This window comes from Pantoea phyllosphaerae, from assembly GCF_051025595.1.
Classification (GTDB): domain Bacteria; phylum Pseudomonadota; class Gammaproteobacteria; order Enterobacterales; family Enterobacteriaceae; genus Pantoea.
Genome location: NZ_JBPFDE010000024.1, coordinates 1 through 13,678, shown reverse-complemented (window position 1 = coordinate 13,678; position 13,678 = coordinate 1). Strand labels below are relative to the sequence as shown.

General features: G+C 52.3%; 26 protein-coding genes. All 26 read right to left on the bottom strand.

Going from position 1 to position 13,678, the window contains the following annotated elements:
• Positions 1-17 precede the first annotated feature (17 nt).
• Positions 18-1,349 carry a preprotein translocase subunit SecY gene (secY, locus tag ACR6A7_RS20495; RefSeq protein WP_434127074.1) on the bottom strand — a complete coding sequence of 444 codons (1,332 nt, stop codon included), beginning with the start codon at positions 1,347-1,349 and terminating at the stop codon, positions 18-20.
• Positions 1,350-1,356: 7 nt separating this feature from the next.
• The gene (gene rplO, locus ACR6A7_RS20490) at positions 1,357-1,791 is read right to left on the bottom strand and encodes a 50S ribosomal protein L15 (protein WP_033752938.1); all 435 of its coding nucleotides are present in this window, start codon (positions 1,789-1,791) and stop codon (positions 1,357-1,359) included.
• 3 nt (positions 1,792-1,794) lie between these two features.
• The gene (gene rpmD / locus ACR6A7_RS20485) at positions 1,795-1,974 is read right to left on the bottom strand and encodes a 50S ribosomal protein L30 (RefSeq protein ID WP_021186404.1); all 180 of its coding nucleotides are present in this window, start codon (positions 1,972-1,974) and stop codon (positions 1,795-1,797) included.
• Between the two features lie 5 nt (positions 1,975-1,979).
• Positions 1,980-2,480, bottom strand: coding sequence for a 30S ribosomal protein S5 (rpsE, locus tag ACR6A7_RS20480; RefSeq protein ID WP_033792403.1), 501 nt, complete (start codon positions 2,478-2,480; stop codon positions 1,980-1,982).
• Between the two features lie 14 nt (positions 2,481-2,494).
• Positions 2,495-2,848 carry a 50S ribosomal protein L18 gene (gene rplR, locus ACR6A7_RS20475; RefSeq protein ID WP_033752941.1) on the bottom strand — a complete coding sequence of 118 codons (354 nt, stop codon included), beginning with the start codon at positions 2,846-2,848 and terminating at the stop codon, positions 2,495-2,497.
• Between the two features lie 9 nt (positions 2,849-2,857).
• Entirely contained in the window at positions 2,858-3,391 is a 534-nt protein-coding gene (gene rplF / locus ACR6A7_RS20470; RefSeq protein WP_434127073.1) for a 50S ribosomal protein L6, read from the bottom strand.
• A 12-nt stretch (positions 3,392-3,403) separates the two neighbouring features.
• A complete protein-coding gene (rpsH, locus tag ACR6A7_RS20465) occupies positions 3,404-3,796 on the bottom strand; it encodes a 30S ribosomal protein S8 (protein ID WP_033752943.1) in 393 nt (130 codons plus the stop codon).
• A gap of 33 nt (positions 3,797-3,829) precedes the next feature.
• Entirely contained in the window at positions 3,830-4,135 is a 306-nt protein-coding gene (rpsN, locus tag ACR6A7_RS20460) for a 30S ribosomal protein S14 (protein ID WP_033752945.1), read from the bottom strand.
• Positions 4,136-4,149: 14 nt separating this feature from the next.
• Positions 4,150-4,689, bottom strand: coding sequence for a 50S ribosomal protein L5 (gene rplE / locus ACR6A7_RS20455; protein ID WP_033752947.1), 540 nt, complete (start codon positions 4,687-4,689; stop codon positions 4,150-4,152).
• A gap of 14 nt (positions 4,690-4,703) precedes the next feature.
• Complete coding sequence (gene rplX, locus ACR6A7_RS20450; RefSeq protein WP_003850150.1) at positions 4,704-5,018, bottom strand: 50S ribosomal protein L24; 315 nt, start codon at positions 5,016-5,018, stop codon at positions 4,704-4,706.
• 10 nt (positions 5,019-5,028) lie between these two features.
• Positions 5,029-5,400, bottom strand: a complete 372-nt coding sequence (gene rplN, locus ACR6A7_RS20445) for a 50S ribosomal protein L14 (RefSeq protein ID WP_006120590.1) — start codon at positions 5,398-5,400, stop codon at positions 5,029-5,031.
• Between the two features lie 251 nt (positions 5,401-5,651).
• Positions 5,652-7,004 carry an 8-oxoguanine deaminase gene (locus tag ACR6A7_RS20440; RefSeq protein WP_434127088.1) on the bottom strand — a complete coding sequence of 451 codons (1,353 nt, stop codon included), beginning with the start codon at positions 7,002-7,004 and terminating at the stop codon, positions 5,652-5,654.
• Positions 7,005-7,321: 317 nt separating this feature from the next.
• Positions 7,322-7,576, bottom strand: a complete 255-nt coding sequence (rpsQ, locus tag ACR6A7_RS20435; protein ID WP_033752951.1) for a 30S ribosomal protein S17 — start codon at positions 7,574-7,576, stop codon at positions 7,322-7,324.
• Entirely contained in the window at positions 7,576-7,767 is a 192-nt protein-coding gene (gene rpmC / locus ACR6A7_RS20430; RefSeq protein ID WP_025902044.1) for a 50S ribosomal protein L29, read from the bottom strand. The genes rpsQ and rpmC overlap by 1 nt, the downstream gene beginning before the upstream one ends.
• Positions 7,767-8,177 (bottom strand): 50S ribosomal protein L16, encoded by a 411-nt coding sequence (gene rplP, locus ACR6A7_RS20425; RefSeq protein ID WP_002438716.1) that lies wholly within the window; start codon positions 8,175-8,177, stop codon positions 7,767-7,769. Before rplP ends, rpmC begins: the two co-directional genes overlap by 1 nt.
• A gap of 12 nt (positions 8,178-8,189) precedes the next feature.
• Positions 8,190-8,888: a 30S ribosomal protein S3 gene (gene rpsC / locus ACR6A7_RS20420; protein WP_009087585.1), complete on the bottom strand. Its 699-nt coding sequence runs from the start codon at positions 8,886-8,888 to the stop codon at positions 8,190-8,192.
• A gap of 17 nt (positions 8,889-8,905) precedes the next feature.
• Positions 8,906-9,238, bottom strand: a complete 333-nt coding sequence (gene rplV, locus ACR6A7_RS20415; RefSeq protein WP_007891659.1) for a 50S ribosomal protein L22 — start codon at positions 9,236-9,238, stop codon at positions 8,906-8,908.
• Between the two features lie 13 nt (positions 9,239-9,251).
• Positions 9,252-9,530 (bottom strand): 30S ribosomal protein S19, encoded by a 279-nt coding sequence (rpsS, locus tag ACR6A7_RS20410; RefSeq protein WP_001138115.1) that lies wholly within the window; start codon positions 9,528-9,530, stop codon positions 9,252-9,254.
• A 16-nt stretch (positions 9,531-9,546) separates the two neighbouring features.
• Positions 9,547-10,368, bottom strand: a complete 822-nt coding sequence (rplB, locus tag ACR6A7_RS20405; protein ID WP_033752967.1) for a 50S ribosomal protein L2 — start codon at positions 10,366-10,368, stop codon at positions 9,547-9,549.
• A 17-nt stretch (positions 10,369-10,385) separates the two neighbouring features.
• The gene (gene rplW, locus ACR6A7_RS20400) at positions 10,386-10,688 is read right to left on the bottom strand and encodes a 50S ribosomal protein L23 (RefSeq protein WP_033752969.1); all 303 of its coding nucleotides are present in this window, start codon (positions 10,686-10,688) and stop codon (positions 10,386-10,388) included.
• Positions 10,685-11,290: a 50S ribosomal protein L4 gene (gene rplD, locus ACR6A7_RS20395; protein WP_033752971.1), complete on the bottom strand. Its 606-nt coding sequence runs from the start codon at positions 11,288-11,290 to the stop codon at positions 10,685-10,687. The genes rplW and rplD overlap by 4 nt, the downstream gene beginning before the upstream one ends.
• 10 nt (positions 11,291-11,300) lie before the next feature.
• Positions 11,301-11,930: a 50S ribosomal protein L3 gene (rplC, locus tag ACR6A7_RS20390; RefSeq protein ID WP_033792404.1), complete on the bottom strand. Its 630-nt coding sequence runs from the start codon at positions 11,928-11,930 to the stop codon at positions 11,301-11,303.
• 32 nt (positions 11,931-11,962) lie between these two features.
• Positions 11,963-12,274 carry a 30S ribosomal protein S10 gene (gene rpsJ / locus ACR6A7_RS20385; protein WP_001181005.1) on the bottom strand — a complete coding sequence of 104 codons (312 nt, stop codon included), beginning with the start codon at positions 12,272-12,274 and terminating at the stop codon, positions 11,963-11,965.
• A gap of 377 nt (positions 12,275-12,651) precedes the next feature.
• Positions 12,652-13,134: a bacterioferritin gene (bfr, locus tag ACR6A7_RS20380; RefSeq protein WP_033752977.1), complete on the bottom strand. Its 483-nt coding sequence runs from the start codon at positions 13,132-13,134 to the stop codon at positions 12,652-12,654.
• Between the two features lie 105 nt (positions 13,135-13,239).
• Positions 13,240-13,434: a bacterioferritin-associated ferredoxin gene (gene bfd, locus ACR6A7_RS20375; protein WP_033752979.1), complete on the bottom strand. Its 195-nt coding sequence runs from the start codon at positions 13,432-13,434 to the stop codon at positions 13,240-13,242.
• A 169-nt stretch (positions 13,435-13,603) separates the two neighbouring features.
• A partial coding sequence (locus ACR6A7_RS20370) for an EF-Tu C-terminal domain-related protein (protein WP_491565907.1) occupies positions 13,604-13,678 on the bottom strand: 75 nt, incomplete at its 5' end.

Sequence of the window (13,678 nt, the reverse complement as noted above, 5' to 3'; positions counted from 1 at the left end):
CTTCTCAAGCGCCTGAATTAACGGCCGTAGCCCTTCAGGTTTGCTTTCTTCAATGCAGACTCGTACTGACTAGACATCATCAGAGTTTGCACTTGAGCCATAAAGTCCATGATGACGACCACTACGATGAGCAGTGATGTACCGCCAAAGTAGAAGGGAACTTTCATCGCATCACGCATGAACTCCGGGATCAGGCAAATAAAAGTAATGTACAGTGCGCCGATTAAGGTCAGACGCGTCATTACTTTATCGATATACTTCGCCGTTTGCTCTCCCGGACGAATTCCCGGTACGAATGCACCAGACTTCTTCAGGTTATCTGCCGTTTCGCGCGGGTTGAAAACCAACGCCGTATAGAAAAAGCAGAAGAAGATGATTGCAGTCGCATAGAGTAGCACATATAGCGGCTGTCCTGGCTGCAAATACAGCGAAATTGTTGTCAGCCAGTTCCAACCGGTACCGCCCCCGAACCAGGATGCTATCGTCGCGGGGAACAGAATAATGCTGGAAGCAAAGATAGCCGGAATAACGCCCGCCATGTTCACTTTCAACGGTAAATGTGTGCTCTGTGCAGCGTATACACGACGACCTTGCTGACGTTTCGCATAGTTCACCACAATGCGGCGCTGGCCACGCTCAACGAAAACAACGAAGAAGGTCACTGCAAATACGAGAACTGCAACCAACAGCAACAGAAGGAAGTGCAGGTCGCCTTGCCGCGCTTGCTCGATGGTATGGCCAATGGCCGGCGGAAGACCCGCAACAATACCCGCGAAGATAATGATCGAAATACCGTTGCCGATACCACGTTCAGTAATCTGTTCGCCCAGCCACATCAGGAACATTGTCCCGGTAACCAGACTTACAACAGCGGTAAAGTAGAAGGCAAAGCTTGGATTCAACACCAGGCCCTGCATCCCAGGCATATTCGGTAAACCGGTAGCAATACCGATTGACTGAAATATTGCCAATACCAACGTACCGTAGCGGGTGTACTGGCTAATCTTACGACGGCCAGCCTCCCCTTCCTTCTTAATCTCTGCCAACGCTGGATGAACCACCGTCAGCAGCTGGATAATAATAGAGGCCGAAATATACGGCATAATACCCAGCGCGAAGATTGAAGCACGGCTGAGGGCACCACCAGAGAACATGTTGAACATTTCAATGATGGTGCCACGCTGTTGCTCAAGCAGTTTGGCAAGTACAGCGGCATCAATACCAGGGATCGGAATAAAAGAGCCAATTCGGAAGACAATCAGTGCACCGATTACAAACAGCAGTCTGCGTTTCAGTTCACCAAATCCGCCCTTGGCACTTTGAAAATCTAATCCCGGTTGTTTAGCCATCTGCTACTTATTCCTCGATTTTACCGCCAGCAGCTTCGATTGCAGCACGAGCACCTTTGGTGACACGCAGACCGCGAACCGTTACCGGTGCAGAAACTTCACCAGACAGAATCACTTTCGCGAATTCGATCTGAACACCGATAATGTTGGCTGCTTTCAGCGTGCTCAGGTCAACGATACCGCCTTCCACTTTCGCCAGATCAGACAGACGCACTTCTGCAGTCACGAATGATTTGCGCGAGGTGAAGCCGAATTTCGGCAGACGACGGTACAGAGGCATCTGACCACCCTCGAAACCGCGACGTACGCCACCGCCAGAACGAGAGTTCTGACCTTTGTGACCACGACCACCGGTTTTGCCGAGGCCAGAACCGATACCACGACCCAGACGCTTGGAAGCGTGCTTAGAGCCTTCGGCCGGAGACAGAGTATTTAAACGCATCTGTTACTCCTCTACTTTCAGCATGTAAGAGATCGCGTTGACCATACCGCGTACTGCTGGCGTGTCTTCACGCTCAACGGTGTGGCCAATACGACGCAGACCCAGACCAACCAGAGTGGCTTTGTGCTTAGGCAGGCGGCCGATTGAGCTACGGGTTTGAGTGATTTTAATAGTCTTAGCCATCGTGATTACCCCAGAATTTCTTCAACGGATTTACCACGCTTGGCAGCGACCATTTCTGGAGAATTCATGTTTTCCAGGCCGTCGATAGTTGCACGAACCACGTTGATCGGGTTGGTAGAACCATAGGCTTTAGCCAGAACGTTATGAACTCCAGCGACTTCCAGAACGGCGCGCATTGCACCACCGGCGATGATACCGGTACCTTCTGAAGCCGGCTGCATGAACACGCGGGAACCCGTGTGCGCACCTTTAACCGGGTGCTGCAGGGTGCCGTTGGTCAGCGCGACGTTAATCATGTTGCGACGGGCTTTCTCCATCGCTTTCTGGATCGCTGCCGGAACTTCACGCGCTTTACCGTAACCAAAACCAACGCGGCCGTTACCATCACCCACTACAGTCAGTGCGGTGAAGGAAAAGATACGACCACCTTTCACAGTTTTAGAAACACGGTTTACCGCGATCAGTTTCTCCTGCAGTTCGCCAGCTTGTTTCTCGATGTGTGACATCCTAGACCTCTACCTTAGAACTGAAGGCCAGCTTCACGAGCAGCATCTGCCAGTGCCTGGACACGACCATGATATTGGAAACCGGAACGGTCGAAAGAAACATCTTTGATGCCTTTTTCGATAGCGCGCTCTGCAATAGCTTTACCTACTGCGGCAGCTGCATCTTTGTTGCCGGTGTACTTCAGTTGTTCAGAGATAGCTTTTTCTACAGTAGAAGCAGCAACCAGAACTTCGGAACCGTTCGGGGCGATCACCTGTGCGTAAATGTGACGCGGGGTACGATGTACCACCAGGCGAGTAGCACCCAGCTCTTTGAGCTTGCGACGTGCACGGGTCGCACGACGGATACGAGCAGATTTCTTATCCATAGTGTTACCTTACTTCTTCTTAGCCTCTTTGATACGCACGACTTCGTCGGCGTAACGGACACCCTTGCCTTTGTAAGGCTCAGGACGACGGTAGGCGCGCAAGTCAGCTGCAACCTGGCCGATCACCTGCTTATCAGCGCCTTTCAGCACGATTTCAGTCTGAGTCGGACATTCTGCAGTGATACCCGCGGGCAGCTGATGATCAACCGGGTGAGAAAAACCCAGTGACAGGTTAACCACGTTGCCTTTGACGGCAGCACGATAACCAACACCAACCAGCTGCAGCTTCTTAGTGAAGCCTTCGGTAACACCGATAACCATGCCGTTCAGCAGTGCACGAGCGGTACCCGCCTGCGCCCAGCCGTTTGCAAAACCGTCGCGCGGGGCGAAGGTCAGTGCATTGTCAGCATGCTTAACTTCTACGGCATTATTGATAGTACGAGTCAGCTCGCCGTTTTTACCTTTAATCGAAATTACCTGACCGTCGAGTTTTACCTCTACGCCGGCAGGAACAACGACAGGTGCTTTAGCAACACGAGACATAGTTTCCTCCGATTACGCTACGTAGCAGATAATTTCGCCGCCAAGACCAGCCTGGCGCGCTGCACGATCAGTCATGACACCTTTAGAGGTAGAAATAACAGCAATACCTAATCCCGCCATAACTTTCGGCAGCTCATCTTTTTTCTTATAGATGCGCAGACCTGGGCGGCTGACACGCTGAATGCTTTCTACAACAGCTTTACCCTGGAAATACTTAAGAGTCAGTTCCAGTTCCGGCTTGATGTCGCCTTCGATTTTGAAATCTTCAATATAACCTTCTTCCTTCAGCACGTTGGCAATTGCCACTTTCAGCTTGGAGGAAGGCATGGTGACCGCAGCTTTGTTCGCGGCCTGACCGTTACGGATACGGGTCAGCATATCCGCGATCGGATCTTGCATGCTCATCTGTCTTTACTCCCGTGATTCAATTGGTGACAATTACCAGCTAGCCTTTTTCAGACCCGGGATTTCACCGCGCATAGCGGCTTCACGGACCTTGATACGGCTCAACCCGAACTTCCGCAGGAAACCGTGCGGACGACCTGTTTGACGGCAGCGGTTACGCTGACGAGACGGGCTGGAATCACGCGGCAGAGTCTGCAGCTTGAGAACAGCGTTCCAACGATCTTCGTCGGTTGCGTTCACATCAGAAATGATCGCTTTCAGTTCAGCGCGTTTTGCGAAGAATTTGTCTGCTAATTTCACACGCTTAACTTCGCGTGCTTTCATTGATTGCTTAGCCATTAAGTAACCCTACCTTACTTGCGGAACGGGAAGTCAAAGGCAGTCAGCAGAGCACGGCCTTCATCATCAGATTTCGCAGTAGTGGTAATGGTGATATCCAAACCACGAACGCGATCGACTTTGTCGTAGTCGATTTCTGGGAAGATGATCTGCTCACGAACGCCCATGCTGTAGTTGCCACGACCGTCGAAAGACTTCGCGGACAAACCACGGAAGTCGCGGATACGCGGTACAGCAATGGTGATCAGACGCTCAAAGAACTCCCACATGCGCTCGCCGCGCAGAGTTACTTTACAGCCGATCGGATAGCCCTGACGGATTTTGAAGCCTGCAACTGATTTGCGTGCTTTGGTGACCAGCGGTTTTTGACCGGAGATTGCTGCCAGGTCAGCTGCTGCGTTTTCCAGCAGTTTCTTGTCAGCGATCGCTTCACCAACACCCATGTTCAGGGTGATCTTCTCGACCCGAGGGACTTGCATGACAGAAGTGTAGCCAAACTCTGTCATGAGTTTCTGGACTACTTCGTCTTTGTAGTAATCATGCAGTTTCGCCATCGTACTACTCCAAATTACTTGATAGTTTCGCTGTTAGACTTGAAGAAACGGACTTTTTTGCCGTCTTCGAATCTAAAGCCTACACGGTCAGCCTTGCCGGTTGCCGCATTGAAAAGCGCAACGTTAGAAACCTGAATAGCGGCTTCTTTTTCAACGATGCCACCTGGTTGGTTCAGAGCCGGAACCGGCTTCTGGTGCTTCTTAACCAGGTTGATGCCTTCAACGATGACCTTGCCAGAAGACAGGACATTCTTAACTTTACCGCGCTTACCTTTATCTTTGCCGGTCAGCACGATAACTTCGTCGTTACGACGGATTTTCGCTGCCATTGTTCGCTCCTTAGAGTACTTCTGGTGCCAGAGAGATAATTTTCATGAACTTTTCAGTACGAAGTTCACGAGTTACCGGCCCAAAAATACGTGTTCCGATTGGCTGCTCGCTGTTATTGTTCAAAATAACGCATGCGTTACCATCGAAGCGAATGACAGAACCGTCCGGGCGACGAACACCCTTCCTGGTGCGCACCACTACCGCCTTCAGGACATCACCTTTTTTCACCTTACCACGCGGAATTGCTTCCTTGATGGTAACTTTGATGATATCGCCGACGCCTGCGTAGCGACGGTGCGAGCCACCCAGAACCTTGATACACATTACGCGACGTGCACCGGAGTTGTCGGCGACGTTCAGCATAGTCTGTTCTTGGATCATTTTAGTGCTCCGCTAATGTCAACTACTACTTCGGGACCCAAAATTCAGGTCGTTAGAAAGCCCCATATTTGAGGGCGCGGCATTATAACACCGGTTCTCACAGATGGGTAGAAAAAATGAACGGCTCAGCAATGGAGCCGCTTATTTTCCCTGATAACAGGGAGGGCGTATTCTAGGGAATAGTCTCAGCAGTAGCAAATGTAATCTGCCTTATTTTTCGACACTCGCCATTGTCTCCCTGTTTAACGCCTTTAGGCCATCAGCTGTGCGGCCAGCTGGTTATGACGATGAAGCACGTTCGGCAGGTCGATAACTGTTAATTCCCCGTTACGTACCACCACTTTTCCATTGATAACGCTATAGGCCACCTGACCTGGATTGCAGAAGACCAGCGCCGCGACCGGATCGTGCCCTGCCCCGGCCAGCCCCGGCCGGTTAAGATCGAAGACCGCCAGGTCCGCCTGCATGCCGGGCGCAATAACGCCGATGTCATCGCGGTTCAGCACCTTCGCGCCGCCCCGCGTCGCGAGCTCCAGCGCCTGGCGCGCGCTCATCGCGTCGGGGCCAAAGCCGACCCGCTGCAGCAGCATCGCCTGACGCGCTTCGCCGATCATGTCGGAACTGTCGTTAGAGGCGGAGCCGTCGACCCCGAGTCCGACGCTAACGCCCGCATCGCACATATGCCTTATCGGCGCGATACCGGAGGCAAGACGCATATTGGAGCAGGGACAGTGCGCCACGCCGGTACCGGTGCGTGCAAATAACGCGATGCCGTGATCGTCAAGCTTCACGCAGTGCGCGTGCCAGACATCGTGCCCTACCCAGCCGAGATCCTCGACATATTGCGCCGGCGTCATATTGAACTTCTCGCGGCTGTAGCGGATATCGCTGTCGTTCTCCGCCAGGTGGGTATGCATAGAGACGTTGTAGTGACGAGCCAGCGCCGCGGATTCTTTCATCAGTTCGCGGCTAACTGAGAAAGGAGAACAGGGCGCGACGACGACGCGCAGCATGGCACCGCGGCGGCTGTCGTGGTAGCGCTCGATAACGCGCTGAGTATCTTCGAGGATTGCCGCCTCTCTCTCTACCAGGCTGTCTGGTGGCAGGCCACCCTGCTTCTGACCGACACTCATGCTGCCGCGGCTGGCGTGAAAGCGCATGCCCATCTCCGCCGCCGCCGCGATGCTGTCGTCGAGCCGGCAGCCGTTGGGATAGACGTAAAGGTGATCGCTGGTTGTAGTGCAGCCGGAGAGCATTAGCTCGGCCATCGCCGTCTGCGTGGAGACATGAATCATTTCTGGCGTCAGCTTCTGCCAGATGGGATAGAGGTGCGTCAGCCAGTTAAATAGCTCACCGTTTTGCACTGACGGCACAACGCGGGTGAGGCTTTGATACATATGGTGATGCGTGTTAATCAGACCCGGGACCACGATGTGCCCGCGCAGGTCGATAATCTCGTCTGCGCTTTGCGGCAGCTCGTCCGCTGAGCCGACCGCTTCAATTTTGTCGCCTTTTATGTAGATGCTGCCGTTGCGAATCTCGCGGCGCGCATCATCCATACAGACGACCCTCTCAGCATTTCTTAGTAACAGAGTCCGTTGCATCCCATTGCCCTTCTGCTGCGGTGAGTGATGCATGGATAGTATCGTCTCTTTTTTTGTCAGGCCAACAGAAGGGATCGCCGCCAGCAGCGGCACGCTAAGCAGAGACCGACGAAGCCGGTCGGGGGATTCCTTTTTCACGCTACGCTTCCTTGTCCAAATGAGAAACAGACTGCGGTGCCCTTGCCGCAGCACAAGCGTTAGCCATTATGAACAGGTCTGCAGCCGATTATTTAGCCATTGCTGGGAATGGGGTGGATAGCAGGCAAAAAAAAACCCTCTGCCGAGGCAGAGGGTTTCTTCAGAAAAAGCAGTTCCTGTTACAGAACGGCTTTCTCGATGACGCGAACCAGAGTCCAGGATTTGGTCTTGGACAGCGGACGGGTTTCGCGGATTTCAACCACGTCACCAATACCGCATTCGTTGTTCTCGTCATGGATGTGCAGCTTAGTCGTACGCTTAATGAATTTACCGTAGATCGGGTGTTTCACGAAACGCTCGATAGCGACAACTGCAGATTTCTGCATTTTGTCACTAACAACACGACCTTGCAGAGTACGGATTTTATCGGTCATTACGCACCCGCCTTCTCAGTCAGTAAAGTCTTAACGCGTGCAACATCACGGCGAACCTGTTTCAGCAGATGGGTCTGCTGCAGTTGGCCAGATGCTGCCTGCATGCGCAGGTTAAACTGCTCACGCAGCAGATTAAGCAGCTCAGTGTTCAGCTCTTCAACGCTTTTTTCACGCAGCTCTGTTGCTTTCATTACATCACCGTCTTAGTAACAAAGGTGGTTTTGATAGGCAGTTTTGCTGCTGCCAGCTTGAAGGCTTCACGGGCCAGCTCTTCTGGTACGCCGTCCATTTCATACAGGACTTTACCAGGCTGAATCAGGGCAACCCAATACTCCACGTTACCCTTACCTTTACCCATACGCACTTCCAGCGGCTTCTCGGTGATCGGTTTGTCCGGGAATACACGGATCCAGATCTTACCTTGACGCTTAACTGCACGGGTCATAGCACGACGTGCTGCTTCGATCTGACGAGCAGTCAGACGACCACGGCCAACAGCTTTCAGACCGAAAGTACCGAAGCTAACATCCGTACCCTGCGCCAGACCGCGGTTGCGGCCTTTGTGCACTTTACGGAATTTTGTACGCTTTGGTTGTAACATCAGCGACTCTCCTTACTTACGGCCTTTACGCTGCTGCTTTTTAGGTTGAGCAGCCGGTTCCGGTTGTTCAACAGCAGCCATACCACCCAGGATCTCGCCTTTGAAGATCCATACCTTAACGCCGATTACACCATAAGTGGTGTGCGCTTCAGAGGTGTTGTAGTCAATGTCAGCACGCAGAGTGTGCAGCGGTACGCGACCTTCACGGTACCATTCGGTACGTGCGATCTCAGCTCCGCCCAGACGGCCGCTAACTTCAACTTTGATACCTTTAGCGCCCAGACGCATGGCGTTCTGAACAGCGCGCTTCATCGCACGACGGAACATCACGCGACGCTCCAGCTGTGAAGTGATGCTGTCAGCAACCAGTTTCGCGTCCAGTTCCGGCTTACGGACTTCGGCGATATTGATCTGTGCAGGTACGCCAGCGATGTTCGCGACGACCGTACGCAGCTTCTCTACGTCTTCACCCTTTTTACCGATAACGATACCCGGACGAGCGGTGTGAATGGTCACACGGATGCTCTTAGCCGGACGCTCGATAACGATGCGGGATACAGACGCTTTTGCCAGTTCTTTAGTCAGGAACTGACGAACTTTAAAATCGCTGTCCAGGTTGTCAGCGAATTCTTTGGTGTTCGCAAACCAGGTAGAGTTCCATGGTTTTACAATACCCAGGCGAATACCATTAGGATGTACTTTCTGACCCATTGCTAGTCTCCAGAGTCTCAGCGATCGGACACAACCACAGTAATGTGGCTGGTGCGCTTCAGGATGCGATCTGCACGACCTTTAGCACGCGGCATAATGCGCTTCATGCTCGGGCCTTCGTCTACGAAAATTTTCGCGACTTTCAGATCGTCGATATCAGCGCCATCGTTGTGTTCGGCGTTAGCAATGGCAGATTCCAGGACCTTCTTAACCAGTACAGCCGCTTTCTTGTTGGTGTAGGTCAGAATATCCAGAGCCTGCGACACTTTCTTACCGCGAATCAGGTCAGCAACAAGGCGAACCTTCTGAGCAGAAGAACGAGCATGGCGATGTTGAGCAATAGTTTCCATCTCTTCCTCCTACTTATTTCTTCTTGGCTTTCTTATCAGCAGCGTGGCCGCGATAAGTGCGTGTCGGTGCAAATTCACCCAGCTTGTGGCCGACCATTTCGTCGGAAACAAAGACAGGAACGTGCTGACGACCATTATGGACAGCGATGGTCAAACCGATCATGTTAGGGAAGATCGTTGAACGACGGGACCAGGTGCGCAGGGGCTTCTTGTCTCCGCTTTCCACCGCTTTCTCTACCTTCTTCAGCAAGTGCAGGTCAATAAAAGGACCTTTCTTGAGAGAACGTGGCATGGCTTATCCTCTAAAATTATTTGCTACGGCGACGTACGATAAATTTATCAGTACGCTTGTTGCTACGGGTCTTCTTACCTTTGGTCTGAACGCCCCACGGAGTGACCGGGTGCTTACCAAAGTTACGACCTTCACCACCACCGTGCGGGTGATCGACTGGGTTCATCGCGGTACCGCGAACGGTCGGACGAACACCACGCCAGCGAGTTGCACCAGCTTTACCCAGAACGCGCAGCATATGCTCAGCGTTGCCGACTTCGCCCAGGGTTGCGCGGCAATCAGCTTCGATTTTGCGCATTTCGCCTGAACGCAGACGCAGGGTAACGTAGGAGCCTTCACGCGCAACGATCTGCACGTAAGCGCCAGCAGAGCGAGCGATCTGACCGCCTTTGCCCGGCTTCATTTCTACGTTGTGCACGGTAGAACCCACCGGGATGTTACGCATCGGCAGGGTGTTACCTGCTTTGATCGCAGCATCAACGCCAGACTGAATCTGGTCGCCGGCTTTCAGGCCTTTAGGGGCCAGGATATAACGGCGCTCGCCGTCTTTGTACAGAACCAGTGCGATGTTCGCAGAACGGTTCGGATCGTACTCAAGACGCTCAACAACTGCCGGGATACCGTCTTTGTTGCGTTTAAAGTCAACAATACGGTAAGCCTGCTTGTGACCACCACCGATATGACGGGTAGTGATACGACCATTGTTGTTACGACCACCGGATTTGCTGTTCTTTTCGATCAGCGGGGCAAAAGGTTTGCCCTTGTGCAGCTCAGGGTTTACCACTTTAACGACGTGGCGACGACCCGGAGATGTCGGTTTACATTTAACAACTGCCATTGTCTTTCTCCTCCGACTTACTCAGCGCCGCCGACGAAGTCCAGGTTCTGGCCTTCCTTCAGGGTGACGTAAGCTTTTTTCCAGTCGCTGCGACGACCGATACGCTGTCCGTGACGCTTAGTTTTCCCTTTAACAACCAGGGTGTTCACGTCTTTAACTTCTACTTCGAACAGTTTTTCAACAGCAGCAACGATCTCTGCTTTGGTCGCGTCTTTAGCAACTTTGAGAACGATGGTGTTGGTTTTTTCCATCGCAGCAGACGCTTTTTCAGATACGTGCGGCGCGCGCAGTACTTTCAGCAGACGTTCTTCACGGATCATGCCAGCATCTCCTCAACTTGCTTAACTGCATCAGCAGTCATAACGACTTTGTCGAAGGCGATCAGGCTAACTGGGTCGATACCCGCTGCATCGCGCACGTCAACCTTGTACAGGTTGCGAGCGGCCAGGAACAGATTCTCATCCAGTTCACCGGTGATGATCAGCACGTCTTCCAGCGCCATGTCTTTCAGTTTCTGTACCAGCAGCTTGGTTTTCGGTGCTTCTACAGAGAACGTCTCGACAACGATCAGACGATCTTGACGTACCAGTTCGGACAGGATGCTTTTCAGCGCGCCGCGGTACATCTTTTTGTTAACTTTTTGACTGTGGTCCTGCGGACGCGCAGCGAAGGTCACGCCACCTGAACGCCAGATCGGGCTCTTTACAGAACCTGAACGCGCACGGCCGGTGCCTTTCTGACGCCACGGCTTTTTGCCTGAACCAGTTACTTCAGCACGCGTTTTCTGCGCGCGGGTACCCTGACGGGCGCCTGCAGCGTAAGCAACAACAACCTGGTGAACCAGCGCTTCGTTGAAATCACGACCGAAGGTAGTTTCGGAAACAGTCAGCGCGCTCTGCGCGTCTTTCAGTACTAATTCCATTGCTATCCCCTTACGCCTTCACAGCTGGTTTAACGATAAGGTCGCTACCGGTCGCACCCGGGACAGCACCTTTCACCAGCAGCAGGTTGCGCTCAGCGTCAACACGTACCACATCCAGGCTCTGAACGGTTACGCGCTCATTACCCAGCTGACCTGCCATTTTCTTGCCCTTGAACACTTTGCCCGGAGTCTGGTTCTGACCGATAGAACCCGGAACGCGGTGAGAAAGGGAGTTACCGTGGGTAGCGTCCTGGGTACGGAAGTTCCAGCGCTTAACGGTACCTGCGAAACCTTTACCTTTAGAGGTACCGGTTACGTCTACTTTTTTAACGTCAGCGAAAATTTCAACACTGATGCTCTGGCCAACTGAGTACTCTTCACCTTCAGCGGTGCGGAATTCCCACAGACCACGGCCAGCTTCAACGCCAGCTTTAGCAAAATGACCAGCTTCAGGTTTGGTCACACGGTTCGCTTTTTTCGCACCGGTGGTAACCTGGATTGCCTGGTAACCATCGTTCTCCAGGCCTTTGACCTGAGTAACGCGGTTTGCTTCAACTTCGATTACGGTTACTGGGATAGAGACGCCGTCTTCAGTGAAGACGCGGGTCATACCCACTTTTTTACCGACTAAACCAATCATTGTATCAACCTCTCAATCGCTCGATGACCTGATTAACCCAGGCTGATCTGCACGTCTACACCGGCAGCCAGATCCAGACGCATCAGAGCATCAACGGTTTTTTCAGTTGGCTCAACGATGTCTACCAGACGCTTGTGAGTGCGGATTTCGTACTGATCGCGCGCATCTTTGTTGACGTGCGGAGAGATCAGAACGGTGAAGCGCTCTTTACGAGTCGGCAGCGGGATCGGACCACGAACCTGCGCACCAGTGCGCTTGGCGGTCTCAACGATTTCCGCGGTTGATTGATCGATCAGACGATGATCAAACGCTTTAAGACGGATACGGATTCTTTGGTTCTGCATGAGACCAGAGCTCCAAACTTTTTATAGACGAAAAAAATTACTACTCGCACCCATTACGATTGATGGGAGAGTGTAATCGTTCAGCATATAACTCCACAATTGGGAGTATTGTCAGGCGACCTAACATGCTGCCGCCTGCGATTCTGCTCGAATCGCGCCTGCTAATATTGGCAAGCCCGCGCATTATACGTAAATCTGCTCAGGAAGCAACCCGTGTTCTGTTTTTAACCTTATTTTATAGCGGTATTATTGCGGCGGAATGTGGTGCAGCGGAGTACAGGCGGGCGAGTGCATCAAAATAAGGCGTAAAAGTACAAGCCCGCTTTTGCTCTCTGACGGCAAAAACGGGCTCTCTAAGGAGGTGCTTCACGGCTAATTTACTCTTCGTCTCTTTCCCGGATTTGCGCCTGCAGGTAGTTCTGAATGCCCAGCTTATTGATGAGATCGAGTTCGGTCTCAATCCAGTCGATATGGTGCTCTTCATCCGCGAGGATTTCTATCATCATGTCGCGACTGACGTAGTCGTGCACCTTATCGGCATAGGCAATAGCTTCGCGCAGATCTTTCGCCCCTTCCAGCTCCAGCTGGAGATCGGAACGCAGCATCTCCTCTACATCTTCGCCAATGCGCAGCCGGCCTAAATCCTGCAGGTTGGGAATCCCCTCCAGAAACAGAATGCGCTCGATATATTTATCAGCATGCTTCATCTCGTCGATGGATTCATGGTACTCCGTGTCGTTGAGGCGCATCAGCCCCCAGTTTTTGAACATCCGCGCATGAAGAAAGTACTGATTGATAGCAACCAGTTCATTTCCCAGCAATTTATTAAGATGGCTTATGATTTTAATGTCGCCCTTCATTTTGCTTCCTCCGCTTCCAGTTAAATAAGAGCGTAGATGCGGATAAAAAGAAGTCAAAAAAACGCGACAGAATTTGTGGGTATTAAAGCCAGTACGTATGGAGAATCAGGCGATCTCTTTATAGAGCGGCACATTTTGCAGCTCATCTTCCATGATTTCTCGCGCTACGCGGATGCACTTGCCGCACTGCTTCCCGACCGGGACAAGCTGGCGCAACTGCTGGATAGATTTTGGCTGATAGCGGCGAACCGCCTCGCGAAGGGTTTTATCACTAACGGCGTTACACAAACAGACGTACATTTACTGCTCACCTCGATCGTTTTATGATCAAAGAGTAAATGAGAATCGTTTTTATTTCAAACCTAAGATTAGTGTGGATTTGGCGACATGAGCAAACACCGGGCATAAAAAAAGAGCACCGAAGTGCTCTTTTCTGCTCTGGTGGCCCGAAGGCCACCTGCTAACGCAATTAAGCGATAACTTCAGCAACAACGCCCGCGCCAACGGTACGGCCGCCTTCGCGGATTGCGAAGCGCAGACCCTG

Coding starts and splice junctions, on each gene's coding strand:
- secY (WP_434127074.1), bottom strand. CDS start 1,349: ATGGCTAAACAACCGGGATTAGATTTTCAAAGTGCCAAGGGCGGATTT.
- rplO (WP_033752938.1), bottom strand. CDS start 1,791: ATGCGTTTAAATACTCTGTCTCCGGCCGAAGGCTCTAAGCACGCTTCC.
- rpmD (WP_021186404.1), bottom strand. CDS start 1,974: ATGGCTAAGACTATTAAAATCACTCAAACCCGTAGCTCAATCGGCCGC.
- rpsE (WP_033792403.1), bottom strand. CDS start 2,480: ATGTCACACATCGAGAAACAAGCTGGCGAACTGCAGGAGAAACTGATC.
- rplR (WP_033752941.1), bottom strand. CDS start 2,848: ATGGATAAGAAATCTGCTCGTATCCGTCGTGCGACCCGTGCACGTCGC.
- rplF (WP_434127073.1), bottom strand. CDS start 3,391: ATGTCTCGTGTTGCTAAAGCACCTGTCGTTGTTCCTGCCGGCGTAGAG.
- rpsH (WP_033752943.1), bottom strand. CDS start 3,796: ATGAGCATGCAAGATCCGATCGCGGATATGCTGACCCGTATCCGTAAC.
- rpsN (WP_033752945.1), bottom strand. CDS start 4,135: ATGGCTAAGCAATCAATGAAAGCACGCGAAGTTAAGCGTGTGAAATTA.
- rplE (WP_033752947.1), bottom strand. CDS start 4,689: ATGGCGAAACTGCATGATTACTACAAAGACGAAGTAGTCCAGAAACTC.
- rplX (WP_003850150.1), bottom strand. CDS start 5,018: ATGGCAGCGAAAATCCGTCGTAACGACGAAGTTATCGTGCTGACCGGC.
- rplN (WP_006120590.1), bottom strand. CDS start 5,400: ATGATCCAAGAACAGACTATGCTGAACGTCGCCGACAACTCCGGTGCA.
- ACR6A7_RS20440 (WP_434127088.1), bottom strand. CDS start 7,004: ATGCAACGGACTCTGTTACTAAGAAATGCTGAGAGGGTCGTCTGTATG.
- rpsQ (WP_033752951.1), bottom strand. CDS start 7,576: ATGACCGATAAAATCCGTACTCTGCAAGGTCGTGTTGTTAGTGACAAA.
- rpmC (WP_025902044.1), bottom strand. CDS start 7,767: ATGAAAGCAACAGAGCTGCGTGAAAAAAGCGTTGAAGAGCTGAACACT.
- rplP (WP_002438716.1), bottom strand. CDS start 8,177: ATGTTACAACCAAAGCGTACAAAATTCCGTAAAGTGCACAAAGGCCGC.
- rpsC (WP_009087585.1), bottom strand. CDS start 8,888: ATGGGTCAGAAAGTACATCCTAATGGTATTCGCCTGGGTATTGTAAAA.
- rplV (WP_007891659.1), bottom strand. CDS start 9,238: ATGGAAACTATTGCTCAACATCGCCATGCTCGTTCTTCTGCTCAGAAG.
- rpsS (WP_001138115.1), bottom strand. CDS start 9,530: ATGCCACGTTCTCTCAAGAAAGGTCCTTTTATTGACCTGCACTTGCTG.
- rplB (WP_033752967.1), bottom strand. CDS start 10,368: ATGGCAGTTGTTAAATGTAAACCGACATCTCCGGGTCGTCGCCACGTC.
- rplW (WP_033752969.1), bottom strand. CDS start 10,688: ATGATCCGTGAAGAACGTCTGCTGAAAGTACTGCGCGCGCCGCACGTA.
- rplD (WP_033752971.1), bottom strand. CDS start 11,290: ATGGAATTAGTACTGAAAGACGCGCAGAGCGCGCTGACTGTTTCCGAA.
- rplC (WP_033792404.1), bottom strand. CDS start 11,930: ATGATTGGTTTAGTCGGTAAAAAAGTGGGTATGACCCGCGTCTTCACT.
- rpsJ (WP_001181005.1), bottom strand. CDS start 12,274: ATGCAGAACCAAAGAATCCGTATCCGTCTTAAAGCGTTTGATCATCGT.
- bfr (WP_033752977.1), bottom strand. CDS start 13,134: ATGAAGGGCGACATTAAAATCATAAGCCATCTTAATAAATTGCTGGGA.
- bfd (WP_033752979.1), bottom strand. CDS start 13,434: ATGTACGTCTGTTTGTGTAACGCCGTTAGTGATAAAACCCTTCGCGAG.